This window comes from Ruegeria sp. AB11 (assembly GCF_056536325.1).
In genome coordinates this window covers 3419544-3444462 of record NZ_JBQFJO010000001.1, presented here as the reverse complement: position 1 = coordinate 3444462, position 24919 = coordinate 3419544, and the positions used below count along the sequence as shown (strand labels likewise).

Sequence of the window (24919 nt, the reverse complement as noted above, 5' to 3'; positions counted from 1 at the left end):
ATGCGAAATCCCACCTTTGAATTTACCCGTGCCATAACTCGCAAGCCCGCCTCGACTGTTGCAGAAGGCCTGCGTGCCGAGGACATCGGCAGTCCTAGCCTGGACGGTATGCTGGCTGCGCATGCGGCCTATGTAAGCGCTCTGCGTAGCACCGGAGCAGAAGTCATCGAGCTTGATCCACTTGAAGCGTACCCGGACGCCCAGTTCGTCGAGGACACTGCGCTGTGCCTACCGCAAAGTGCTATACTGATGCGACCTGGCGCGCCCTCCCGCCTAGGCGAGGTGGCAGAGATATCGTCGACGATCCGTGCCTGTTACAACGACGTCCGCGAGATCAAAGGTCCCGGCCATATCGAAGGAGGCGACATCCTGGTGACCGGAAAGGAGATTCTGGTCGGCCGCTCGGATCGAACCGACGCTGCAGGAGTGGCCGAGCTGGCGGAAATCGCCAATGAGTGGGGCCATGCTTTGCGCGAGGTATTTACGCCTGAAGGCGTGTTGCATTTCAAGACAGATTGTTCGCTGATGGATGCCGAGACCATCCTTTCAACCAAGCGATTGGATGCGTCCGGGTGCTTTAAAGGTTACCGGGTTCTGCATGTAGCCGACGGTGAAGAAGCGGCCGCCAATGCAATACGTTTCAACAATCTGGTGCTCATGGCGGCCGGTTTCCCGCGCACTGCAGATGTTTTGGACAAGGCTGGGTATGAGGTCGTCCAAATCGACAACACCGATTGCGCCAAGTTGGATGGCGGCATGTCATGCCTGTCTCTGAGGTTTTGATGGCAACGAAGGATCATCAGGCATAATAACCGAGTTCAGCTGGAGTGCCGAGGCTGTCCGCATGCGCACCGCACCGGTTTCCATCTACCACACGTCCTCCAACAGCGCTTCTGCCGCCAACCGTCCAAATGCGTTCGCCGCTTTGGGGCTTGCGCCCGAAACGAGACGGCGGTCGATGTGGCATGTGGCGTCGGCCTTGGAATTGATGATTTCCACACCCAGAGCGTTCAGCTTTTCGCCGAACTTCCACGGCATATGGCCCGGCATGTAGCCGATCATCGGCGTTTGTTTGTCGACCGCATCAGGAAAGGCCGCGATCTTGTAACCGTTGTAGATGAACGATGGGCCATCGCCCGCAGCAAGCAGGGCGGCCGGTCCGTGGCAGATCGCCAGCGTGAAAAGGTCCTGTTTGTGCGCCCACCGGAGAAGTTTTCCCAAGTCTTCGTTCTCTGGCAGGCCCAACATGGCCCCGTGGCCACCCGGCAGATAGACCCCGACGTAAGGTGCATCATCAGTCATCGTATTCGCCACGAAATCGGCGAGGCTGCCGGGGTTGGCAAAGGCATCGGCATAGTCGCGATACAGCTTCATAACGGCTTCGTCCTCGCGCGGCATGGCCCAGTCTTCGATAATGGCAGGGGCGCCCGTGGGTGTGACAATGTCGATCTGGAAACCAGCGGCCAGCAGGTGCAACATCGGCAGGCCCATTTCGACCGGGTGGTTCCCGGTCGAAAATTTCTTGCCATTGGCCATGGTCATGTTGCGCTCTTCGGTGCAGATCATAAGCACGCGCTTGTCACCGCCTCTGTAAGGGTTGTCATAGGCCCCGCCATCATAATCCGTCTTGGATGCCGTCGCGAGTTTCAAGGCAAGGGGTGACGGCTGAAAGGCGCCGTCCCCTGTGGGCGTAGGGGCTGCTTTGAACAGATTTCTTAGAAAGCTCATGTGATTCCGTCCGGGCTCATTTGATTTCTGTCACGATTGCATCGCGCGACTTGCGGACCTTTGGCATCGGCAGCAGCCAATCGCTGGCCTCTTCGCGATAACCCAATGGCATCAAAACGACGGAACGAAGACCACGTTCCCTAAGACCAAGAATTTCGTCAACAGCATCGGGGTCAAACCCTTCCATCGGCGTGCTGTCGACCTCTTGTTCTGCGGCTGCAATGAGGGCAATGCCCAATGCGATATAAGCCTGACGCGCTGCATGGGCATAGTTCAACTCGGCCTCGCGCGGCAAATAGTTGGCTTTCAGATTGTCGTAGTAGCCATGTATCAGAGGCAGGTCGCCTCGGGCCGCAACATTCAATTGCTTGACTGTATCAATACGGTCTTCGGTGTAATTGTCCCAAGCGGCAAACACCAAGAGGTGCGACCCATCTTTGATCTGTGCCTGACCTGACGCCGCTTCGGCGATCTTTGCCCGGATATCGGAGTTTGTGACCACAATCAGCTCAAATGGTTGTGTGCCGCTTGACGTCGGCGCCATGCGAACAGCTTCGACGATGGCATCGACCTTGTCTTGTGGAACGGGTTTGCCAGCTTCCATTTTCTTGGTGGCGTAGCGCCAGTTCAGGTGGTCGTTCAGTGTTTTTGCGGTCACGGTGGTTGATCCCATTGTCAGAGCCCGAGATGATCAGTATATATTTGTGACTGACTAACTAATGAGAACTAATATTTGCCGCAAGAAGGCACATTTTTGACCCTTGGTCACAAATTGGGAACTGCCATGTTGGACGACAAACAATGCCCCGATTGCAAGCGTATCAACGAGGTCCTGTCACGAGTGGGCGACCGTTGGAGCGTTCTGGTGGTCATCTCGCTGGCTCAATACGGAACCATGCGCTTCAACGAGATCAAGCGAAACCTAGGCATTTCGCAGCGTATGCTGAGCTTGACGCTGAAGGAGTTGGAACGTGATGGGCTTGTGAACCGGACCCAATATCCAACGATCCCGCCCAAGGTCGAATATAATCTGACTCAGATGGGGCAGTCGTTTCGCGAGCCGGTCAGCGCCTTAGGCTATTGGGCATTGGAGCACTTGAGCGAGATTGATGCCGCACGGGAAGCGTATGACAAGTCTGACTAAAGCCAGACAATTTCCCGAGAACCACTGTTTTTTGATAGGAGACATTAAAGCTCCCGCAGCGAATTGCCCCTTTATCCGCACCTCAATGGCCGACCCCGGTTGCCGCGAATGGACGGTCTGAATTCCGCCCTCAGACTGGCTTTCACTGACCGGTCCAGCGACGTCGAGTGCGACGCAGCGATGGGTGCGCCGCACCTGCGAGTGGATGCTGCGTTAGCAAACACCTGGAACGGCAAAGTTCGCAAAGCGGATGCTCATGCCGAGTGCAGTGAATGAGCGCTATGAGCCCAAAGTGCAAATTGCTGCCACGTGCATCAATGTCGGCAGCGCGCAGTAAACCAGCTTTGCGAAATCGTGAGAATAGGCACTTAGTCACCGTTCGAACCAAGGCTAGTTTTCGGTCTGATACTTCGCCAAAGTGGGAGCGCCACGATGTTTTCTATATGCGAAGTAGGCGCCAGCTCGGTGTCAAGCTGGATTGCTCGCAAAAAGTACGAGTATCCAGCCCCGAAAACACTCCGTCTTGCGCGACAAGGACTGTGCGCCAACCTCGTGCTGCTGCACCGAGGATATCGGTGTGAAGAGTGTCACCGCACATCGCGATGCGTTCGGGCGGAATTCCTGGAAGCGTGGCTTCGACCATTTCAAATACTTCCGGAAATGGCTTGCCAAAGAACCTGATGTCTTGAAGACCCTCATCTGCCAGCAAATGCCCGTAGTGACCGGGCTCCAAAGAGAACCCGGAGTCTCGTGGCGCTGCCAGATCAGCATTTGCGATCACCACTGGGCGCGGGTTGACCAACAAGCTGTCGCAAAGCATGGATTGTTGAGATTGTTGCCAGATTTCGGTCGAGAGAAATAAGAAACTGTCAGCCCGGTCAAAGTCTGCCTGGTCTGCCTCAAGCCTGATCGTCTCGGATAAGATGTCCGTCAGGTCGTCAGACGGCGAGGCGATGCAGCCCCACAGACCGTCGTTCAAGTTTGCCAAGGCTGCGTCGCGGCTGGTTACAATCTCATCTGCATCAACCTGCATTCCGAGCTTCTGAAATTTTGCAGTCGCACCCTGGTGATTATAGCTGGCAGCATTAGAAAGAATGCGAATCTGGTGTCCGCCCTCCCTGAGCTCTTTCAAACGAGCTGCCGCGCCGGGAATCGGAGTTTCCCCAACATTTAGAACGCCAAAAGCATCAAAAACAAACGCGTCTACTTCGTTGCCAATTTCCAGAAGTGACTCGATATCCAGAGTGGCTGCGGTGAATGTTGCTTTTGGGAGCCTGGGACGTATGGACTGATAACGCGAAAATATCGAGTTGGCGTCAAGCATGTGTCCAAATGTCCTTTTTTTGATGGGCGCCCTCGACAGGTTTGACGCAATCCGGAATGTAACATCAACAAAACAAAATGGAAGAAAAAACAACATTTTTGGGAAATCGTTGCTAAGGAGTTTCGAGATTTCATGCGCAAAATACTGATTAATATAATTTTTACTAAGCCTGCAGCCAAGGTGCCCTTTAAGGTTCTATGTGGTCTTGACTAAAAAATGTTGTTTTGTTGTTTTTTGGTGATATGGTTTTGGCAACTTGAAGGGGGATAAATGGCGTCGAAAAAGATCAGACGGAGGGATTTAATCCAGCAGGTCGTGCAAGAGCGTGGCGGTGTCAGTGTGGGGGCCTTAGCGGAAATGCTAGGGGTCTCGACGCAAACCATCCGCCGTGATTTGGACATTTTGTGCGACGGTGAAAACCTGCGACGCGCACACGGGCGGATCGAGTTGGCTGAAAGCCGTTTGAATACCCCGTTTGATCAGAGAGCCGGAACGAACTTACGTGGCAAACGGTCGGTTTCCGAACTTGTTGCGAGCATGATCCCCAACGGAGCAAATGTGTTCCTATCGATCGGATCGACCCCGCTCGAAGTGGCCAAGGCACTGTCCGGCCACCAGGAGTTAACGGTCATCACGAACAACCTGAGTGCCGCGATGGCGCTGAGTAATGAAATCTCAAACCGTATCCTTTTGCCAGGAGGCGAGCTGCGCCTGCCCGATCGTGATTTTATCGGCGAAGAAGCAACCGATTTCTTTGACAGGTTTCGTGCCGAGTTCGCAATATTTGGCGTTGCCGGTGTGGCGCATGATGGTGGGTTGTTAGAATTTCATCCAGCTGAGGTTCGGGTGAGAATGAAAATGCAGCAGCACGCAGCCAAATCGATTCTCGTAATTGACAGTAGTAAATTTGGTCGCATTGCGCCGGCATTGGGCGGCAACATCTCGGATGTCGACGTAGTCGCATGCGACCGTCCTCCGGCTCCTGAATTTTCCGATCTCGCAGACAGTTTGGGCGAAGCCATTACTTACTCACAAGGAGAGCGCTGAATATGGCAGAACCGTTTGTTCATGTCGACAATATTGCTAAGCGCTGGAATGGGCAGCTTGGCGTCGAGAATATTAATCTTTCGATCCCGCGTGGTTCGTTCGTAGCGCTGCTTGGGCCTTCGGGCTGTGGCAAATCAACGACGCTGAGATTGCTGTCCGGACTGGAATTGCCGGATGAGGGGCGGATCGTCATTGACGGGCGCGACATCACAACTTCTGCCCCTGCAGAACGCAATCTGTCGATGGTGTTCCAGTCTTATGCTTTGTTCCCGCATCTGAGTGTTGCGGAAAACGTTGTCTTTGGCCTCAAGGTGCGAAAAGTCGGCGCGGCGGAACGGCGCGAGAAACTTACCCGGGCGCTCGAGATCACTGGCTTACTGGGCTATGAGCAACGAAAGCCGGGGGAATTGTCGGGTGGTCAGCGCCAGCGCGTGGCGCTTGCACGTGCGATCGTGGCAAACCAGCCGCTGTGCCTGATGGATGAGCCGCTTTCGAACCTTGATGCCAAGCTGCGCGCTTCGGTGCGCAAGGACATCAAGAAACTTCAGGTCGATTTGGGCATCACCGTGGTTTACGTCACGCATGACCAGACCGAAGCGATGAGCATGGCCGATATGGTCGTGCTAATGAAAGACGGCCATATCCAGCAGACAGGTTCACCGGAAGAACTTTACTACAAGCCTGCTAACACCTTTGTCGCCGAGTTTGTCGGTGCGCCACCCATGGCGCTGATCAAGTCCGAAGGTGTACCGGGATTTGAGCGCGCCACGACAATTGGCCTTCGCGCCGAAGCGGTGAAGGTGGTGGAATCGGGCAAGGGCAGGCTGACTTGTAAAGTATCGGAATGCGAATTCCTAGGTTCCGAGACATTCATTGGTCTGTCACATCCTGCTGCCAATGGTTTGACCGTGTCCATGCCGGGACTGAAACATATTCCGCCAGGAGAAGATTTGGAGATCAGCTTTGCCGATGAAGACCTGCATTTCTTTGACGACATGGGCAAGCGACTGGCCGGGTAGGTCAAGCAACTGAACTTTGGAAAGACAAGAATAACTGTCATCACTGGGAGGAAAAAATGAACGTTATTAAGAAGATAAGTTTAGCTGTCGTCTCGGCCACCGCGCTGGCATCAGCGGCGGCGGCAGAGACGGAACTAACAATGTATTATCCTATCGCGGTTGGCGGCGCGCTGACCGAGGTAGTGGATGGCATCGTTGCCGATTTTGAAGCTGCCAACCCTGACATCAAGGTCAACGCGATCTATTCAGGCAACTATGACGACACGCGCGTGCGTGCCTTGTCCGCACTTGCATCGGGTGAACCGGCTCAGCTGGCGGTGATGTTCTCGATCGATGCCTATGATCTGATCGAGCAGGATCTGATCGTTGCCTACGAAGATATCGACGGGGTTAACCCGGACTGGCTAGACAGCTTTTATCCGGCATTGATGGCCAATGGCCGGATCGAGGGCAAAACCTGGGGCATTCCTTTCCAGCGTTCAACTATCGTTGCCTATTACAACAAGGACCAGTTTCGTGCGGCAGGTCTTGACCCTGAGGCGCCGCCCAAGACCTGGGACGAGCTGATCAGCATGGGCAAGGCACTGACCAACGACGAAACCTATGGCCTGATGATCCCATCGACAGGCTATCCCTATTGGATGTTCCAGGCGTTGGCGATCCAGAACGGCAAGGAGGTGATGTCCGATGACGGCCTGACCACTTATTTCGATGACGAAACCGTTGTCGATACGTTGGAATTCTGGCAGTCGCTGTCGCAGGAGCATGGCATCATGCCCACTGGCACCGTTGAATGGGGTACCCTGCGGCAGGCGTTCCTCGAAGGTCAGACCTCGATGATGTGGCATTCGACCGGCAACCTTACGGCTGTTAAGAACAACGCCAGTTTTGACTTTGGCGTCGCCGAGCTTCCGGCCAATGTGCGGCTGGGTTCGCCTACCGGCGGCGGCAACTTCTATGTTTTCAAGGAGACATCGGACGAAGAGCGCGCGGCGGCCATGAAGCTGATCGAATTCATGACCTCGCCCGAGCAAGCGGCAGCGTGGTCCATCGCGACCGGCTATATGGGCGTGTCTCCGGCAGCGTATGAAACCGAGGCGCTTAAATCCTATACAGAAGAGTTCCCACCCGCTCTCGTTGCCCGAAACCAACTGGAAAACGCTGTTGCCGAATTCTCGACCTTTGAAACCGCACGCGTGCGTGAGGGTCTGAACAACGCAATTCAGGCGGCTTTGACCGGCACAAAATCGGCTGAAGACGCGCTGGGGGAAGCCCAGACCGCGGCTGTGCGCCTGCTGCGTGATTACCAGTAACCTCAACTCCCTGGCGTCGGGCAGAGATGCCCGACGCACCCAACCTTGAGGGTCGCTATATGGCAGAGCATGTGAACATCGAGCGTCGTCGACAGGCCATCTACGGTTGGATCCTGTTGTCACCAGCGGCAATTCTGCTGACGACGTTTGCATTTTATCCTTCGCTTGCGACCTTGTGGTCGAGCTTGTTCAGCCGAGAAACCAGAAGACGCCCCAGCGAATTTGTCGGCGGTGAGAACTATGCTGACCTGTTTGCCGACCCAACCTTTTGGAAAGTTGTTGTGAACAACTTAATCTATGCGGGCGCGACCATCCCTATTTCTATTGCAATTGCGCTTTCGATGGCGCTTTGGGCGAACTCAAAGATCCCGGCTCGCGGGTTTGTACGCACCGCCTATTTCACGCCCACGGTCCTGCCAATGATCGCAGCGGCAAATCTTTGGCTGTTTTTTTATACTCCCGGATTGGGTGTGCTTGACCAGATCGGCGGTCTGTTTGGCCTTCCCTCAATCAACTGGCTGGGACAGCCTGAAACTGCGCTGTGGGCTGTAATCATCGTGACGATCTGGAAAGAGGCTGGGTTTTTCATGATCTTCTATCTGGCGGCCTTGCAGACGATCCCTGAGGACCTCAAGGAAGCTGCCGACATTGAAGGCGCCAGCCGCTGGACCTATACGCGCCGGATCGTGCTGCCGTTGTTGATGCCGACGACGCTATTTATCATGGTCAATGCGTTGATCAACTCTGTGAAATTGATCGATCATTTGTTCATCCTGACCAAGGGCGGGCCCAACGACGCCTCCAAGCTTATCCTTTATTACATCTGGGAAATGGCCTTTGCCTTCTTTGATGCGCCCCACGCAGCGGCAATGACCATCCTGGTGCTTGTCGTGCTTGGCGTGGTTGCGGGCGTCAAATTCACCATTCTCGACAAACGGACCCATTACCAATGAGCGGATTTTCCAGGCATATCGAATCCTTTGGCGCACTGTTGTTGGCCGTGATCTGGATTTCCCCGCTGGTCTTTGCCTTTTGGGCGGCTTTCCACAGCACCTCTGACGCGGTCAACTTTAACATCACGTCGCCATGGACGCTGGACAATTTCCGCACCGCTTGGGAGGGGGCGCCGTGGCTACGCTATTTCCTTAACACCTTCCTTTTAGTGACGGTGATCCTTATTGGTCAGTTCTTTGTCACGACGCTGGCAGGATTTGCCTTTGCCCAGGTCCAGTTTCCGGGTCGGGATTTCGTGTTCATCCTCGTGTTGATGCAACTTTTCATTCTGCCCGAAGTGTTGATCGTGGAAAACTATGCAATGGTGTCACGCCTCGGATTGTTTGACACAATTCTTGGCGTCGGAATGCCCTATATGGCCTCTGCCTTTGGCATTTTCCTAATGCGGCAGGCGTTTAAGGGCGTTCCTATTGAACTGCATGAGGCAGCGCGCGTCGAAGGCTGCGGCTGGTTCGGAATTCTTTGGCGAGTCTATGTGCCCTTGGCGCGCCCGACATATCTTGCTTATGCGTTGGTGTCGGTATCGACCCACTGGAACAACTTCCTCTGGCCGCTCATCGTGACCAACTCGCCCGACACACGACCGCTGACGGTTGGCCTGTCGATCTTTGGCGCACCGGAAAATGGTGTGGACATAAGCGTCATTTCGGCAGCAACGATGATGTCCGTTGCGCCATTGTTGATCGCGTTCCTCGTGTTCCAGCGTCAATTCGTTCAGGCCTTCCTGCGCGCGGGGATTAAATAGTCGTGGCGACATTTCTTCATCTAAGTGACTTGCACGCGGTATCGCGCGGCGATTTGTGTTCAGGCGTGCTTGATACCCGCGCGATCCTGATTGGGGTCATCGACCGATTGATCGAAAAAGGCGAAGCTCTTGGCCCGCTCGACGCGGTTCTGGTCACTGGTGACGTCAGCGAAGATGGCAACCCGGACAGTTATGATTTCGCGCGCGCGCAACTGGAGCGGTTTGACCTGCCGATTTATGTTGTTCCTGGAAATCATGATGCGCGCAAGCCAATGCAAAAGGCCTTTTCAGGTTTGGACATCATGCCGACAGACGGGCTTATTGATTGGGCGGACACAGTGGGCGATACCCGTGTTATCGGGCTTGACACGCTGGTTGAAGGACAGGGCGGTGGCAGGCTGCGCGCGGAAAGTCTTAATTTTTTGGAGCGGGAGCTTTCTGGGTCTGACGGGCCGATTGTCGTTATGTTGCATCATCCGCCATTTAGCACCGGAATTGATTTCATGGATGTTATCGGATTGGAGAACCATTCCGATCTGGCAGAAATTCTTGCAGTGCACTCTGGAGAGATCACGGTTTTGGCTGGGCATGTCCACGGCGTTCACATTGGTCGCGTTGGCGGTCACGTTGCCATGACAGCGCCGGGCCTTTGCAGCGGATTTGCACTGGACCGACGCGCGGTGGCTCCAGTTGGTTTTTTTTCTGGACCTACGGGCTGCGCAGTTCTCGAGACCGGAAAGAGCGGTATATGGAGCGCTGTTTCGCTTGACGCTGCCGAGGGACCGTATTCATTCTGAAGTGGCCGGATTGGCCAGGAAACCAATGACTCGGTGATGATGGATAGCTCACCCATAATTATTGTTTTGAATTTGGCTGCTGCGGCGGCCCTTCTGATCTGGGCTGTTCGCCTTGTGCGCACCGGTTTTGAGAGAGCCTTTGGAAGCCAGCTGCGGCTTTGGTTGCGTCGGTCGACGGGAAACCGGTTTGCCGCTACGGCAACCGGCACGCTGACCGCGATCCTGCTGCAAAGCTCCACTGCCGTCGCAATGCTGCTTGCCGGATTCATGGCCGCGGGTTCGGTTGGCGGCACCGCCGGTTTGGCCATTATTCTGGGGGCAGACCTTGGCTCTGCCATCGTAGCCCAGATCATGAATTCCCGGATTGCTTTGCTGACGCCCTTACTACTTTTGATCGGGGTGCTGATTTTCCTGCGCAGTTCCCGGCGCAGCGTGCGCCAAGTTGGTCGGATCTTGATTGGGTTGGCCCTGATTTTTCTGTCGCTTGACCTTATTCGCGATGCCAGCGCGCCGCTTGCAAACAGCGAGGCCGCTTCGGGGGCCTTGATTTACCTTTCTGCTGACCCGTTGACGGCCTTTTTGCTCGCGGCGTTTTTTGCCTGGCTGGTGCATTCCAGCGTTGCAGCGATATTGTTGTTTGCAACCCTTGCGGCTCAGGGCGTTCTACCCCTATCAGCGGCTTTTGCCATGGTCCTTGGGGCCAATCTGGGCGGTGCCTTTATTGCGTTTGTTCTGACCTTGCAGGCCGATGTCTCGGTGCGGCGGGTCGTGTCTAGCAACTTGTTCCTGCGTGGCGGTGGGGCGGGGCTGGTGCTGTTTTTGCTCTACCGGCTTGACGGTGTTGACCTTGTTCCCGGTGCCAGCCCCGTTCAGCAGGTTTTGAACCTGCATTTTCTGTTCAACTTCGCGCTTCTTGTTGTCTGTATTCCGTTTCTTGGACCGATAATGCGATTGGCGGTGAGTATATTCGCTGATGACAATAAAAACAGCGCCAAGACCAACGTACGTACGGCCCTGGATCCTTCGGTTCAGAACCAGCCGTCGCGCGCCTTTGCCTGTGCGCATCGTGAGTTGGTCGAAATGGGCAATAGGATCGAGATCATGGTGCGGGATTCAATGTCACTTTTTGACAATTACGATGATGCCATTGCTCAACAACTGAAGAGGGAAAAGGTCGACATTGACCGAATGTCGCTCGACCTGCGGGTTTATTTGTCTGGAGTCAAAAGCGACAATCCGAAAGAGGACACCGGTACGCGGGCATTTGATCTGTCCGGCGTGGCGGTGAACCTTGAGGCCGGGGCGGATACGATTGCACGGAAAATAGTCGAATTGGCCAAGCGCAAGAGTGCGGAAAACGTGGACTTTTCGGAAGAGGGCTGGCAGGAACTGACCGATTTCTATGACCGTGTGTTGCGCAACGTTCAGCACGGAATCGCAGTACTGATGACCGAGGATGCCGGGGCAGCACGGGAGCTGGTGCAGCAAAAAGAAATGATCCGCGAGATCGAGAGAAAGCTGGAGCGCGCACATCTTACCCGGCTGCGTGCTGGGGTGTCCGAAACCATCGAAACCAGTGCAATTCACCTTGATCTGTTGCGCGCCCTGAAAATGTTAAACACGGCATTCGCGATGATCGCCTATCCGCTTTTGAAAGAGAGTGGACAGTTGTTGGAAAGCCGATTGGCAAATGAATAGACGGTTTCATAGAATGGTCTTGTCAGAAGAACTTTGATTGAGCGGGGTAGGGGTATTGCGTAGCTTTTGCCCATGACCAATCCTGCCTCCTTCAAGTACTTCAAAACCAGTCCCGAAATCATCCGTCTTGCGGTAATGCTGTATATTCGGTTTCCACTCTCGCTTCGGAATGTCGAAGATTTGTTGCACGAGCGAGGCATCGACGAGAGCCACGAAACTGTCCGATACTGGTGGAACAGGTTCGGCCCGATGTTTGCATCAGAGATCCGAAGAAAACGGGTTTGGGCTGGTTGCAGTCATTGCAGCCGTGAAAGCGAATTACTGGTTTGTCCGCTTCACAGTAACTCGTGCCAAGTGCAGCATTTGTCGTTGTGGGCTCAGTGCTGTCATTCTCTGCAGAGGGCATCGATTGGAGGTAAAGAGCCCTTATCGTGCGGCCTGACATTTCGGCGTGCAAAGTTTCGTCGACATTCCGAAATGCATGATAGGTGGCTGTGATGACAGCCTCATAGGCATCTGCACGGCGCTCCCACCATTTCTCAGTAACAAACCGCTTCAGCGCGAAGCGAATTGAGAACCAAGCTCCTAAGAAAATTGACAGAAACGACTTAGCCACATCGGCTAATAGTCCATCTAAGCTGTTAACCCACGAAATTCCTTCAACAATCCAGCACAAATTCAACACCCTGCACGCCTTATATTGGATTTCGTGCGCCTGGTTCGGTTGCCTTGAGGACCTGAACACGCTCTTTTACGACAATACCCAGCCCGCTTGAAACGTGACCGCGCGGAGGGCGACTTCAAATACCGGCACCGTCCACCAGAATATCGAGCACAGTCAAGGGCACGGCCGACGATAACTACGGCAACGACAATAGATGCCGATACAAGTGCCCATTTCTGCACGTTGCTGCCATTAGCAATGCCCGGTGCCGCAACCGCAGCGAAGGTCTGCTTGGTGGCTAAAACGCTCTAATCCTTTAGTTAAGCGGGTGGTTCAAAGAGCAAAGACGCTTCGCGCATCGGCACGAGTTGAGGGTCGTCACTACCTCATCAGTGCAGCTCTGCCCGGCGCAGCTTGGCGGCGTGCGCAGCGAACTCTTCGGCCTTGCCGGTATCACCTCGCTTGAGGGCGAGATCGCGCCAGCGCTCCATCTGACGCGCCGGCGCGAGGCATCGCTCCACCTTGGTCATCACTTGGTTTCCGTCCAACGGTGGCCCAGCCTGCGCGGTGTAGAAGGCTTCCAGTCAGGGTCGCGCATCGGTGGGCAGCACTTCTCAGCGGGCGGGTCGTACTCGTCCCAGTAGGCGGTGTCGAAGATGTCGCCGGGCTGCATGTCGAAGATGTTGCGGGTCACCTTGCTCATCTATCAGGCCTCCCGCTTCTTGAAGCCGACGAACTCGCCGCCACCGGACGCGGCGATCTTGAGCACGCGTGCCTCCCACTTCTCGACCGCGTCGCGTTTGGCCTTCTCCATCCGGTAGTGGTTGTAGGTGTCGTCCATCTCGTCGCCGCTGACGTGATTGGTGATCAGCTTGATCACCTCCTTGCTGATGCCCAGACGCGCAAAGCCGGTGTAAGCCGTGTGCCGCAGCTCGTGCGGTGTCCAGTGCGTCCAACCTGTCTAGCCCCCGTGTTCTGGGCCATCTCGGACTAGAGTTTCGGGGACTGGTGGGCGCATGTTGAGGGCCTGATGCGGTCGGGTGTGGTTGTATTGCCTGAGCCAGCAATTGATCACGATCTGTGCCTGCTTGGTCGTTGTGAACCATTCGGAATTGAGAACCTCGCGGCGGAGCGTTCCATTGAACCTCTCGTTGTATCCGTTCTCCCAGGGAGAGCCCGGGTAGATCCGGATCGGGTTCACACCGACCTTCTCGAGCCAACTCTGGGTTGCCCGTGAAGAGAACTCTGGGCCGTTATCGCTTCGAACGAAATCAGGCTTTCTGTGGCGCAGGAACAGCCCGTAGAGAACCTCCAGCACATCTTCAGAACCCATGCGGGTCCGAACTTCCACTGCGAGCGCCTGGCGGGTGTATTCATCCAAAACCGTGAGCATCTTGTAGCTCCGCCCATTGCTCAGCTTGTCGTGAACGAAATCGACGCTCCAGACATGGTTAGGATGCGTCGGTCGGAGTCGAATGATCGAGCTGTCCTTGTGGTACAGGCGACGCTTCTTCTTGTGCCGCTGCGGGAGTTGCAGACCTTCCTCCCGCCACAGCCGTTCTACCTTCTTGTGATTGACACGCCAGCCCTCGACCCGAAGTAGCTGCGCCACCTTACGGTAGCCATACCGGCCATAGCTCTTGGCCAGACGGATCATGGCCAGTCGAAGAGCATCATCGTTCTTCTCTACGGTCTGGTATTGCATGGAGCTGCGTGCAAGGCCGACCACCTTGCAGGTGCGACGCTCTGATGTGCCAAGCTTCTGGCGAGCATGAATGACGGCCTGACGAAGTTGGCTCGTCGTCAGGCCCTCGGTTTTAGGTAGTTCAGACTTTCTTTGAGGATCAGCTTGTCCAGTTCCAGTTCGGCCACGATCTTCTTCAGCCGGGTATTTTCTTTCTCCAGGCTGCGCAACTCCGACAGTTGCGACTTGCCCATGCCACCGAACCGACGCCGCCAATTGTAGTAGGTCGCATCGCTGACACCGACACCACGACAGGCTGTCCGAACATCGTCGCCATCTGCCAGCTTCAGTTCAATCTCACGCAGCAGCTTCAGAATATCTTCGTCCGAGTATCGCTTCCGAGCCATCCCTTGTTCCCCCTTCTCGGCCAAAGTAGTGGCCCAAGTTTAGGGGGCAAAGACAGGCTTTAGATGACGATTTTGATGATGAGAGCCCGGACAAATTTTCGGAAGCGGAACGAAGGCTAAACGACAAAGCTCGGTTGCTTGGGGAAAGAGCGGTGAGAACACCTGGATTGCTGGGTGACCTTGCCAAAAAGCTGTTTGATAGCAATCATGCACCATATCGAATGGCGTTCGGAGAAGGCCTGATTAGTGGCTCAGACAATCCTCGGGCCACATGGACAACTTTGACAGAAGCGCTGCGTTCTCTCGAAACCAAATCTTTCGATAATAGTGTCTTGTGCGGTGCACAAGACCAACTCTCGAAATCAAATCGTGTACTCTCAAGAACATTGCTAGATGAGGCTGTCTCGGACGATCTTCTCAGGCGCAACATCGTGGGATTGCATCCTTATGTCGACTTTGATGAGGAAGACTTTGATCGTTGCATGACAGCGTTCGATCTTCTTGAAGAGAATGTTAGAGGATTTAGTGAACTACTTTGGCGAGATGGGTATCAATGTGTTGCCCTATGCAAGTTAGTTGCACTCGCTAAGAAGATTCTCGACAGAGACCACGGAGATTTCCTGCTTATCGACGCGTTCTCAATGCGCCTACACGGAAAACCTGTAGATGCATCTCCAATGGATGAGGAGCTATGTCGAATAGCGCTTGTTGCTGCCGCTTCACACCTCAATAAAGACGACCCGAATCCCGGCGGAGGTGGAGATTATCGCCTGACGAAAATTCTTGATCATTGCTTAGCCCGCAATGACTGTGATGAAGAGAAGACCATGGTGCTTGATGCATTGTTTGATGAAGATCGCGGCGCAGTTAGGTTTCTCTATCGATACGATGATGCAGTCGCGGTGGTTGTAAAACACCTCACTGCTCCTTTCCTGACACGAGCATTGCTCAACGGCGACACAGAGGACTATTTGCGCTTTCGGGCCTTTGATGGCGGAACGCATTTTACGAATCCGCTCGAACACGTTAGCCCAAAGAAACTAGTGGATTGGTGCAATTCCGTTGGCGACGAGAAAGCTTGGGAGTTGATAGCAAACGCGATTGCTCCATTTGGTTCCTCTCGCGATAATACGAACCCAGAAAATTCCGAACAAGCTTTGGTAATCCTTACAGCTGCGCCTGAACCACGAAGTGTACTGAACGTATATGTCAGTGCAATAACCCCAACGAGTTGGTCGGGCAGCAGGGCAGATATTATAGCAGCACGTATTGCGGCTTTAGAAAAACTGGACACAGCCATATCAGACGAATTGAGAGAACATCTTCAAGATGCATTAAAGCGCCTTCGGATCGTTGAAAACGAAGAAAGGGATCGAGAGGCAAACCGGGATCGCGAAGGCGAGCAACGCTTTGAGTAGCATTTCTGCTCATGCAGATGAGTCGGCCGAATAGACCGACAGTTTATGCAAGGGCTCAGGTACTTAGGAGCTAACTCAAGGGCCAACTAATGTTGGATTGTTCTTGAATCCGGAGGTTGCTTTGCCTGTTTTAGAAGGAGGTTTGCGCCCGCGCCTCCTCCCTCCAACGGGAAAGCATTTAGCATGTAGGGTATGAGCTAGAGATTTTTCTGTTCGAGCACTCACATAAGGAGGGATTGTGTTAATAGCTCGAAATAGGAGAACCTCTTATGGAACTGTCAGCACCAATCTATGAACTGAAACGCAGGGCCAAGGCCCTTCGGCGCGAATCTGGTATACCTCACAACCAAGCCTTGGATCGTATCGCTCGAGAGGAGGGGCACCCCAATTGGAGCCTACTGATCCGAAAATTTGAAGATCAAAAGCCGAAGCCATTGGTTGGGCCGAGAACTGGATATCCAATTGAAAGCTTGCCGTTTAGTGCCGAGTACCGAGCCGAAGCCATCGAACTCGCAAACTCTACATTCGAAATGGCCTTTAAGCGGATCGAGCCCAATAATCCGAAGAAAACCAGAGAGCTTTGGGATGTGGCTGACTATGTCGACAATCACCACTTAAGTGAAGACATGTTGCCTATCGACAGCGAGTATGCTCTTTCGCTAATTGAAGCGTTTCTTTGGCATCATGTGGTGGATTTGGCCGTTGAAGCAGATCGCATGTCCGAGCTGCAAAGCTAACCTAATCATTCCATGGGGGGCCATTGGCCCCCCATTTTCTTGGTGAAGCTTCGAGTTGCATTGAATTGAATGTGTCAGTGCCTTGCGTGATGTTTCAGCGCAGTTTGCGAACGCATGGCTTCGGCTTCCCAGTCTGTTGCCGACATCAGTGGGACCAGCATCAGGCCGGACACCCGACCTAGTTCCTTGCTGTGCAGAACTTTCACCTCTTCTTGCGCGACCATGAGCTTGAACAGTCGGTCGAACGCCTTATGGCTCACGAAATTAGTACACATCGCCACCTGCCAATAGGACACATTCTTTAGTGATCAGACGATCGAAATGCGCCTAAGTCCTTGAAAGGTAATTATTTAAATTTTCAGCCAAATTTTGCTTGAAGTCGTGTGGGGGCACCATAAATTCAAAAAATGTAAATAAAACATATGGATAAGGTGGGAAACCTTATTTTCATCCCCCTTTTTGTCCACCCGAATTAAATCGCTTAGAAGTATCAGGGCATCCGACCCTACGAGAGTTCACCACAGTGGACTAGAATCAAAGTAGTTTCATTATTGATGGCCGATCACCGCTCCGCATGAGTATGGGTAACTCTTGCTGCTCCACGTGGATGGCCCATCCAAGCCTGTGATAACCTCCGGCAACGAGAAGACTACCGGCACTATGAATGATCATAGGAGGGCTTACTTTTCCGCCTTCTTGAAGGTGTACGACAAGTTTAGCGGTTTTTGCAATGTCCGAGACTAGGTGTAGGTGCGTTTAAACTTCTACATGTATAACATTGGTTTTATTAAATAAAATACTGAAATTTCGCCCAAAAAGTTTGCATGCTGCAGATAACTTATCGGACAAACAGGCTCTCAGGCTTATCTGCGGTGCCTAAATGCAACTTATTCCCAATCGCCAGCAGACGAGCGCCAAATGTCGGCTTCGCCATCCCAAACACTGGCGCTGACGCATGGCGTTGGGTTTGTTCCGTCGCAATTGGATCCATGAATATCTGCTACGACAACGCGTCGACTCCCAAAATCAACGACCGTCCAGCCTTGGTTGAGCAAGGAGTGCACCTCTTCGCTAACCCAAAAGTGCGACATGCATCCGCCAGTTCCGCAGTAAAGAGATGCGGCGCTCGAACACGCAAAACCAGACTCATTCAGAACCCAGTCGCGTTGTAGATCTCCGTCGAGATCGACCCTTTCAACCGCGCCCCAGGCTATGTCAAACTGACCGTCGTTGAACTCCGTGCAGGCTCGTGCCGCCAGATCAACCTTCGCCTGCAAACCGGGCGGAAGTTGCGATACATCAGCCGCGACAGCTGGTGAGGTCCAAACAAGGCCCGAAGCAAGCATAACCCCGGCGACCAAACATTTCATCTGACGCGCTATTTGGGAAGCTGGTTGGAAGGAGGTATCAATTGCACTGATCATACCTGTAGTCCCCATGTTCCAGCCAGTTTGCCGAGCCTTCGCTAAAAATCAGAAACTCCGACCTGTCCTCCCCAAGCAGGGCGACGACAAATCCAGCGGGCGGCTCAGAGTTCCCGAAGTAACTGTAGGCCGTCATGGCTCTGATCGACTCACCGTTGACCGTTACTCTCGCGTCCCACTCCTCCTCTGGATTGTCCAAAATTACGGGTTCGATCACGCGCTCCATCGCCCCGCCACCACAATAGACGATGCCTTCGGGCACTTCGTAGGAGGTCTCTTGGCTAAATTCTGAAACGCACGCAGAACGAAGGGACCGAATTGCCGCGCTGGAACCTTTCAAGTCAAAGATTCCGTAGCTGACATCTTGATCAATCATCGACAAATTAACCGATGCATTGGCCGCAAGCTGGTCCAGCACAAAACCATAGTCCTGCTGGCTATTGAAACTAACCTCGACAGGATAATTGTCGACGATCTGCACGGCAGCGTTTTCTGCGCCAACCTGAAATGCCCCAACTTCGGTGGTGCCGTTCTTCAAAAAACGAATGGAGAGCCCTTGCTTCTCTACAATGTCCTGACTGTCCTCGTACCCAGCCGGAGCAAAGCGGATACGGTTACACTGTAGTTCCAGCGTCATGTTTCCGGTCTGAATAAATGCAATGGGATTGGGTCCGGAACTGAACGACCACTCCGCTGATGCTGTGGTCGCCACTGCCATCAGTAGCATTCCAATGGAAATGGTTTTGCAGCTCATTTTTTTCTCTCCATTGAGTTACGGTTCGCACTGTGGTTCAGCAGAAGTTCCAGCCAATTGCCCGGACAGCCAGATCAGGAAACAGGTTCGCCGTATTCGTTTGCGCCTTCTTGGGAAGGTCGTGTCAGCCACCAGATCATCAGGATAGACAGAACCAATTGAAGAATTGAGACAACAACAATACCGGTCACGCCCAGTACTGCCGCGGGTCCTCGTAATGCATCGGGGTTTTCGGTCCCTTGCTCCAATACCGAGAAGAACGCCACCCCACCCAGCATAACAAATAGCGTTGTAATGCTGAGCGCCATCGGCAGCAGCAAATACCAGCCAGGTCGTCCTGTATCATGCAGCCTTCGCCAACCGGCGGCCAGCATAGGTATAAGAACAGCCAGCTGGAAAACAGAGGACAGGACCCGAGATCCCTGGCCTGTTTCGGGGTTGGTCCCGAATATGATCGTATCCAGCACAGCTAAGGCAGCACTCACGAGAACCACAAACAAGAAGAACCACCAGTATTCTGAGCGTATAGCCCGACCGGAGAACTGGAAGTATTTCGAGAAACACGTTTTAACTGCTTCGCCAAATCCCATATTTCACTCCATTCTTACTTTCTTTGCGGCCTCAAACGCTTCGCCGCTCTGGAGAACGCACTCGCCCCTAAGGATGCTCCCTCTTACCTTTTTGTTTGAAAGCAGAAGCCTATCGCAGGAGAGCGTAAAGAACTTTACGCGCGGAAAAAATATTGATTTATTAAAAATTAGATTCAAACATGCGAATTTGACGCAACTTTATTTTACCTCCGTTGTTGTCGCTGTCGCCCGATTTGTCGGGCCCTTCCGGCCGCTGGAGTGAGTGTTAGCGGTCGGAAGTCCTCTTACAAGGATCAAGCATTGGGAGGACGCGATGCTGAAACTTATCGTACTCCCCCTCTTTCCAGAGTTTGCTCTAGCTTCTGCCAGTGTCGTCATTCGGCCTTCACACGTTGTTGGCGGCCCCGATAGTCAACGAAATGTTGTTCCGCCGACCAAGCCCCACGCGGCAAGTTTTGGGAAAGGTAGTCACAGGATCGAGGTAAGTTCTATTGGCTGCGCAGACGCGAGAGCTTCAAATAAACGCATCCAATTTCACTAATTTCAACGGACCCAGAGGGAGAAGAAAATGACCAACAAGATGGTGATGATTTCAGGCGCAACTTGTTTCGCAATGCTTGCGGCCTGTGACGACACGAGTACATCCAGTGCGTCCGCCGAACTCACACCCGCTCAGCAGGCGTGTTTGCGAGATGTAGCCAACACGACGAACAATTCACAAGTCGTGGTGCTCTCATCGGCATTTAGCGAGGCGGGAACACAGGTCACAGTCGGCGTTGGTGAGGATCGTGCTCCTTGGAATTGCATTGCCTACAGTGATGGCGCGACAGCTGGTATCGAGTTCCTGGGCGACGAAGGCGCATTGTAGTCTGTTTGCTGTGTATCTCGAAAGCACCAGTCGTGATCAAATTTGAATAACGGCAAGCTCAGACATTCAAACCTCGTAATAGGATTGGGTTTTAACATGCTCAATCACGCTAAGGTTGTAGAAAATGCCCGTAACCAACTCGGTTGTAATTGCGATCATTTGCACTTTTGTGGTCATTGTTTCAGTGCCAAAATACAGCATTGCACAAACTTGGGACATAGCATCACACCACTCTGTCAGCGGCGTAACGGTGTATGAAACTGATGAGCTGTTAACGTTTGCCGGTCAGTTGGCCTTCAATCGGTCGGGGCGCATCACAGCGGTGGAGGTCGCATCAACGATCACTCAGATCTACCGAGAAGACGGTTATTTCTTGGCTGAGGCCTGGCCCGGTCCCGATGGGCAGAGCATAATTGTTGATGAAGGGCGCATTCAAACCATCGAAATTGAAGGCGTAGATACTCGCACGTTCCAAACACTAGAGAAGATTTTTCAGCCCCTCACCACCTCCTATCCCATAACGCTGAAACGATTTGAGCGGGCAGTAATGCTGGCCGAGGACATACCTGACTTGGAATTGTCGACCGAACTTGACTACCCGGATCAGGCTGGTGCTCGGCTGAGAGTATTGGGAGAGCCTCTGCGCAAACAAGCCGGCAGCGCGACACTCGACAACCCTCCGCGTGAGCTTGGAGAAGCGCTCAGCTTCTATGTCGTACAAGAGTTTTATTCGATGCTGACCGTCGGGGATTTGCTGCGATTTGAGGGGTCAGGTAACTACAATTGGGACAAAGACGACGAACACTCTTTATGGGGCGCTGTTACCTATCGCACACCGCTGCACAGCAATGGTCTCTATGGTGAGATTTTCTACGGGAACATAAACGCAAAACGTGACCTCTCGGGTGATTTTGCAAGAACAGATATTGATGGTGAGAACTTCACCGTCTCGTTGGGTTACCCCGTGATCCGAGATGTGGCCCGCTACGGCTATCTGCTGCTGGATTATCGCCTTTCCGAAGCGGACTCAGTCAGTGGCGGCGTTCCATTGTCTAGTGACGCGAGTGTCGTTGGCCTTACATATCTTTACGGGCAAAACTATCCAAAAGGACAAGCTCTGGAAGCAGGGTTAACGCTGTCTTTTGGCGATAATGAAAACGACACCACAGACGCAAGCTTTGACGACGGGGACTCTTCTTTCTGGCATCTTCGAGGCGGCGTCGGATACGAAAGCCCATTAACAGCCTTATCGCCCAACACTGCGTGGCGGACAGAAATATGGGGGCAGTACACGACGGACAGATTGCCATCTGTCGAAGAGTATTTCCTTGGTGATCGTTATGCTTTGCGCGGATATCGGTTTGACGAAGTGGACGGTGATTCCGGGATTTCCGCGACTTTCGAAGTGTCTCACTCCTACTTTCCGAGCTCGCAAAGCATTCATCGCTTAACGCCATTTGTCTTTTTCGACGTGGGTTACATCTCGAACAACGACCCTGCGAGTTTTGAAGTTGATAATGCTACACTAGCCTCAACAGGTCTGGGTTTGGACATTGAGTTTAACCGAAACCTATTCCTGTCCGGATATGTCGGTGTCCCTTTGAGAGACGGCCCTTTGACCGACTCTGGCGATCCTGGCGCGTATCTTGCTCTGACAACAAGTTGGTGAGGATGTTATGAAACGGAACCGCATTGCTTTGCTTGCAGCAGCTTGTTTGTTTGCAGAACTGGCCGCTACGCAGGTCTTCGCGCAGGGAAATCATTTCGGGTGGTGCCGTGGCGTGGGGAATCCGCACCAGTCGAGCCAAGGGTGTGGGCAGGCCGGTGGGCAAGGGGTAGGCAATCAAATTACCGGCCCAACGCAGCCGGTGGCAAATCAGTTGCCACCAAGGGGAACGCCGCAAACGCCCACGTCCGTTGTTGTGCCTGTCCTTGCGCCGGGCGCGGTCCCGAACGCAATTCCCGGTCGGGTTCCTATCGCAACGCCAATAGCGGTTCCCGGTCAAGTTCCAACGCCGATCGTAGCACCAACCCTAGCTCCACCTTTGGTGCCAAATCCGACACCAAACCGGGTTCCGACAGCCATTCCCAATCAGGTTCCGCCATTGGCTACTGTGCCGCCGCAAGTTCCGACTGCGACTCCTAATCAAGTTCCGATAGCTGTCCCTGGCCAGGTGCCGCCTCAGCCTAATGTGCCGCCCCTTGTGCCAACCGCGACACCCAACCAAATACCAGTCGCCGTTCCTGGTCAGGTCCCGCCTCAGCCTTCCGGTCAAACTGCTGTGCCACCGCTCGTCCCAACCGCGACACCCAATCAGGTTCCCATAGCGGTTCCTGGCCAGGTTCCACAGTTGACACCAAGGCCTACGACAACTCACGTCGCCGTCCCAGGATATAAGAATCCACAAGGTGTCGTGACAATCATGCGCCCTAGGCCGAGGCCAACAACAGTTACTGTTCAGCAAACTGGCTCAACACAAGTTACCCACCATCTAAATCACCAAAGCAATTCAAAGAAACACGATCACGTCGCAGCGACACCGGGACGGCATGACCCGCACGACCTACCGAGATTCCGCAGCGTGGCGGCCAAGGAAAACTGGGAATGTGTTGCCAGCGGATTCGGACAGCGCCGGTATGATGCTGGGCGAGGCGTATTGCTCAACAACGGAGCGTTGCGGCACCTCGGAAACGTGGACGCTATGGCAAGAGATGTCCCTGCACGGCATCCAAAACACTCCGGATGCATTATTTCGGTTAAACGAAAGCAGCGCTGAAGCTCACTTGGTAGGTTTTGCTCGGACAATGAGATTAATCGACGAAAAGTTCTTCAATTGTCATCTGGATAATTGGATTTCGTATTGCCCTTAAGGCAAGGTGACACAAAGAACGACGCAAGTAGAAAGGACGTATTGAAATACGATTTATTTTCATACAGTTAGGAGGCTATATAAGTTCCGAAAACGCCGTGTGGGGGCACCATTCAAACACTTAGAGATCAAGTGGTTAAAGGCCTATCGTGCGACGGGCCTTTGTTTTGGTTGGGTTTTCTGCAACGTCTCTGAGACATCGACTACACCCGACGCCTAGAAATCTCCCAGATCGTCGAAGTCGCCATTGCCGTTTTCGCCATGCGCTTCGCCGTATTGGCAACCGGGGCCGCAGGGCAAATCACAGTCGAAACGGTCACCAAGTTCAAGATTGCGCTTCTTGGTAGTGATTTTCAGGTTCCAAGGAACGTGCAGGCCACACACCACATGGCGGCCCGTATCTGAACACTTGCCGACCAAAGTTACGATGTGATGAACGTGATATTCCATTCCGGCCGCCTGTTGCTTTGCTGCCGCCAAGTCGTACTTCGCAAGAATTTGTGTGCGTTGCTCATCCGTTGGCAACGGCGGTACCGCGTTGAGCGATTCTGCGCGTTGCGTCGCTATTTCGTGATGCATTAGGCCGCGATTATTGGCTTTGTATCGGAGTCGCCGTGGTATCGCCTTCAGCTCTGCCTCGCGCTGTTGTTGCTCTTTGAAGGCGACTATTAGATCGTGCTCTGCTTGCAGTTGCTCGACGATGTCAGCCGGGTCCACCGGTCATAGGTTAGTCATGTAGATAAACGATTCCTTCCAACGGATAGTTTAGAGAACGCTAGTTTGAAGCACATCATGCTGCTTCTTGGTCACATTATGACACTTCGAGAGGCGGGGTGAACTTTTAAGATTGAACTTGAAGCAAGACTTTATCCTTTTGGCCCCGTAATGAGTTCTCTGTTCGCTAATGAAAACCTCAATACGTGTTAGAAGATGAAGAAGTACGCAATGGTTGGCCTGTTCCTAATGGGCTTGAGTGCATGTGAAGTAGCCAACCCATGAAACTAAGAAACAAACTAAACGCTGCTGTCATGTTGGCTTTACCTGCTGCGTGGCTGCTACCCAGTTCTGCCAACGCGCAGTCACAGGCTGATCCAAAATATTCGATTCAATACGAGTGGTCGAACATCCCAGATAATCTGGATGTTATGCCAAACCTCATGGGGCAGACGATAGACTTCGGAACCTACAAGGTGTTCCACTGCCAGTACGATTTGGTGGTTACCTCTGAAGCTCTCTACGTTAGCGCAAGCTATGATGTGGAAACGATGAACGTAGTGGGTTCAATGTTTGCCGATGGTGAAAAGAGGCCCTTACCTGAGGACATGGGGTTTCTGGCTAGGCTGATAGGTAAACTGACCCCAGAAGCCGTGCCTCCCTTTTTCGAGTGTATTGATCGCATGGATGAAGAGGCAACGGCAGAGGCACACTAAAAGCTACAACCGCTCGTGAGAGGGTATGTGATATCGGTAGGTGGATTTAATCAATGTGGGGGCACCATTCAAACCTAGGTGCGACCACATCCACCGCTTCGTTTGTTCGTACGAATTCAGACAGTTTCGAGCATCCGATTGGGGCTCATCGCAAGAGGTCGGTATCGCGATGTGTCAGGGTTGATGAGGAATTATCCTGATCACACGCGAGTATCATTGGTGCTACTGGTCACATTCAACGCAA

At 53.4% G+C, this 24919-nt stretch carries 28 protein-coding genes and 1 pseudogene; 16 read left to right on the top strand and 13 right to left on the bottom strand.

The genetic code is table 11. From position 1 onward, the window contains the following. Positions 1–783, top strand: a complete 783-nt coding sequence (locus tag ACR3EJ_RS17210; protein ID WP_058276078.1) for an arginine deiminase family protein — start codon at positions 1–3, stop codon at positions 781–783. Between the two features lie 84 nt (positions 784–867). Here the strand turns inward: ACR3EJ_RS17210 and hchA are convergent, their stop codons facing one another. Further along, positions 868–1728, bottom strand: a complete 861-nt coding sequence (hchA, locus tag ACR3EJ_RS17205; protein WP_170547359.1) for a glyoxalase III HchA — start codon at positions 1726–1728, stop codon at positions 868–870. A 16-nt stretch (positions 1729–1744) separates the two neighbouring features. Beyond that, on the bottom strand, positions 1745–2401 hold the full coding sequence (locus ACR3EJ_RS17200) for a nitroreductase family protein (RefSeq protein ID WP_170547361.1): 657 nt from the start codon (positions 2399–2401) through the stop codon (positions 1745–1747). 111 nt (positions 2402–2512) lie between these two features. Here ACR3EJ_RS17200 and ACR3EJ_RS17195 point away from each other — a divergent pair, with 111 nt between their 5' ends. After that, positions 2513–2872: a winged helix-turn-helix transcriptional regulator gene (locus ACR3EJ_RS17195; RefSeq protein ID WP_170547363.1), complete on the top strand. Its 360-nt coding sequence runs from the start codon at positions 2513–2515 to the stop codon at positions 2870–2872. 108 nt (positions 2873–2980) lie between these two features. After that, on the top strand, positions 2981–3148 hold the full coding sequence (locus tag ACR3EJ_RS17190; RefSeq protein WP_170547365.1) for a hypothetical protein: 168 nt from the start codon (positions 2981–2983) through the stop codon (positions 3146–3148). A gap of 163 nt (positions 3149–3311) precedes the next feature. Here the strand turns inward: ACR3EJ_RS17190 and ACR3EJ_RS17185 are convergent, their stop codons facing one another. After that, positions 3312–4196 carry an HAD-IIA family hydrolase gene (locus ACR3EJ_RS17185; protein WP_170547367.1) on the bottom strand — a complete coding sequence of 295 codons (885 nt, stop codon included), beginning with the start codon at positions 4194–4196 and terminating at the stop codon, positions 3312–3314. Between the two features lie 270 nt (positions 4197–4466). On the opposite strand from ACR3EJ_RS17185, the gene ACR3EJ_RS17180 reads away from it, so the two are divergent. From ACR3EJ_RS17180 to ACR3EJ_RS17145, 8 genes and pseudogenes are all read left to right on the top strand, one after another. After that, entirely contained in the window at positions 4467–5243 is a 777-nt protein-coding gene (locus tag ACR3EJ_RS17180) for a DeoR/GlpR family DNA-binding transcription regulator (protein WP_170547369.1), read from the top strand. Positions 5244–5245: 2 nt separating this feature from the next. Further along, entirely contained in the window at positions 5246–6262 is a 1017-nt protein-coding gene (locus ACR3EJ_RS17175; protein WP_170547371.1) for an ABC transporter ATP-binding protein, read from the top strand. A gap of 56 nt (positions 6263–6318) precedes the next feature. Further along, entirely contained in the window at positions 6319–7575 is a 1257-nt protein-coding gene (locus ACR3EJ_RS17170) for an ABC transporter substrate-binding protein (RefSeq protein WP_170547373.1), read from the top strand. A 59-nt stretch (positions 7576–7634) separates the two neighbouring features. After that, positions 7635–8528: a carbohydrate ABC transporter permease gene (locus ACR3EJ_RS17165; protein WP_117872581.1), complete on the top strand. Its 894-nt coding sequence runs from the start codon at positions 7635–7637 to the stop codon at positions 8526–8528. After that, positions 8525–9334, top strand: coding sequence for a carbohydrate ABC transporter permease (locus ACR3EJ_RS17160; protein WP_170352096.1), 810 nt, complete (start codon positions 8525–8527; stop codon positions 9332–9334). The genes ACR3EJ_RS17165 and ACR3EJ_RS17160 overlap by 4 nt, the downstream gene beginning before the upstream one ends. Positions 9335–9336: 2 nt before the next feature. Continuing rightward, positions 9337–10131, top strand: coding sequence for a metallophosphoesterase (locus ACR3EJ_RS17155; RefSeq protein ID WP_170547375.1), 795 nt, complete (start codon positions 9337–9339; stop codon positions 10129–10131). 36 nt (positions 10132–10167) lie between these two features. Continuing rightward, positions 10168–11829, top strand: coding sequence for a Na/Pi cotransporter family protein (locus ACR3EJ_RS17150; RefSeq protein ID WP_480423168.1), 1662 nt, complete (start codon positions 10168–10170; stop codon positions 11827–11829). Between the two features lie 72 nt (positions 11830–11901). Then, positions 11902–12111: pseudogene (locus ACR3EJ_RS17145) on the top strand (IS6 family transposase); the annotation flags it as partial. A gap of 771 nt (positions 12112–12882) precedes the next feature. Here the strand turns inward: ACR3EJ_RS17145 and ACR3EJ_RS17140 are convergent. From ACR3EJ_RS17140 to ACR3EJ_RS17120, 5 genes are all read right to left on the bottom strand, one after another. Next, positions 12883–13023 carry a hypothetical protein gene (locus tag ACR3EJ_RS17140; RefSeq protein ID WP_170547379.1) on the bottom strand — a complete coding sequence of 47 codons (141 nt, stop codon included), beginning with the start codon at positions 13021–13023 and terminating at the stop codon, positions 12883–12885. After that, positions 13023–13196 carry a hypothetical protein gene (locus ACR3EJ_RS17135; protein WP_170547381.1) on the bottom strand — a complete coding sequence of 58 codons (174 nt, stop codon included), beginning with the start codon at positions 13194–13196 and terminating at the stop codon, positions 13023–13025. Before ACR3EJ_RS17135 ends, ACR3EJ_RS17140 begins: the two co-directional genes overlap by 1 nt. A 3-nt stretch (positions 13197–13199) precedes the next feature. Continuing rightward, positions 13200–13373 (bottom strand): site-specific integrase, encoded by a 174-nt coding sequence (locus tag ACR3EJ_RS17130; protein ID WP_170547383.1) that lies wholly within the window; start codon positions 13371–13373, stop codon positions 13200–13202. 81 nt (positions 13374–13454) lie between these two features. Further along, positions 13455–14270, bottom strand: coding sequence for an IS3 family transposase (locus ACR3EJ_RS17125; protein ID WP_480423359.1), 816 nt, complete (start codon positions 14268–14270; stop codon positions 13455–13457). Between the two features lie 26 nt (positions 14271–14296). Further along, positions 14297–14584 (bottom strand): transposase, encoded by a 288-nt coding sequence (locus ACR3EJ_RS17120; protein WP_170703282.1) that lies wholly within the window; start codon positions 14582–14584, stop codon positions 14297–14299. A 152-nt stretch (positions 14585–14736) separates the two neighbouring features. Between ACR3EJ_RS17120 and ACR3EJ_RS17115 the strand changes: the two genes are divergently transcribed. Next, complete coding sequence (locus tag ACR3EJ_RS17115) at positions 14737–16002, top strand: hypothetical protein (RefSeq protein ID WP_170703750.1); 1266 nt, start codon at positions 14737–14739, stop codon at positions 16000–16002. A 269-nt stretch (positions 16003–16271) separates the two neighbouring features. Further along, positions 16272–16739 (top strand): P-loop NTPase family protein, encoded by a 468-nt coding sequence (locus tag ACR3EJ_RS17110; protein WP_170703751.1) that lies wholly within the window; start codon positions 16272–16274, stop codon positions 16737–16739. A gap of 74 nt (positions 16740–16813) precedes the next feature. On the opposite strand, the gene ACR3EJ_RS17105 is transcribed toward ACR3EJ_RS17110, so the two are convergent. The 4 genes from ACR3EJ_RS17105 to ACR3EJ_RS17090 all read right to left on the bottom strand — a co-directional run bounded on the left by ACR3EJ_RS17105 (position 16814) and on the right by ACR3EJ_RS17090 (position 19507). After that, positions 16814–17014, bottom strand: a complete 201-nt coding sequence (locus ACR3EJ_RS17105) for a hypothetical protein (RefSeq protein ID WP_170547390.1) — start codon at positions 17012–17014, stop codon at positions 16814–16816. 612 nt (positions 17015–17626) lie between these two features. Beyond that, positions 17627–18109 (bottom strand): hypothetical protein, encoded by a 483-nt coding sequence (locus ACR3EJ_RS17100; RefSeq protein WP_480423166.1) that lies wholly within the window; start codon positions 18107–18109, stop codon positions 17627–17629. A 37-nt stretch (positions 18110–18146) separates the two neighbouring features. Continuing rightward, positions 18147–18917: a hypothetical protein gene (locus tag ACR3EJ_RS17095; protein WP_480423165.1), complete on the bottom strand. Its 771-nt coding sequence runs from the start codon at positions 18915–18917 to the stop codon at positions 18147–18149. Positions 18918–18991: 74 nt separating this feature from the next. Next, complete coding sequence (locus ACR3EJ_RS17090) at positions 18992–19507, bottom strand: DUF805 domain-containing protein (RefSeq protein WP_170547684.1); 516 nt, start codon at positions 19505–19507, stop codon at positions 18992–18994. 568 nt (positions 19508–20075) lie between these two features. Here ACR3EJ_RS17090 and ACR3EJ_RS17085 point away from each other — a divergent pair. Beyond that, entirely contained in the window at positions 20076–20375 is a 300-nt protein-coding gene (locus tag ACR3EJ_RS17085; protein WP_170513675.1) for a hypothetical protein, read from the top strand. Between the two features lie 124 nt (positions 20376–20499). After that, a complete protein-coding gene (locus ACR3EJ_RS17080; RefSeq protein ID WP_170543338.1) occupies positions 20500–22044 on the top strand; it encodes a ShlB/FhaC/HecB family hemolysin secretion/activation protein in 1545 nt (514 codons plus the stop codon). 1417 nt (positions 22045–23461) lie between these two features. Here the strand turns inward: ACR3EJ_RS17080 and ACR3EJ_RS17075 are convergent. Next, complete coding sequence (locus ACR3EJ_RS17075) at positions 23462–23962, bottom strand: hypothetical protein (RefSeq protein WP_170543340.1); 501 nt, start codon at positions 23960–23962, stop codon at positions 23462–23464. 278 nt (positions 23963–24240) lie between these two features. Between ACR3EJ_RS17075 and ACR3EJ_RS17070 the strand changes: the two genes are divergently transcribed. After that, entirely contained in the window at positions 24241–24675 is a 435-nt protein-coding gene (locus ACR3EJ_RS17070) for a hypothetical protein (RefSeq protein WP_170543342.1), read from the top strand. The last annotated feature ends 244 nt before the right edge of the window (positions 24676–24919 follow it).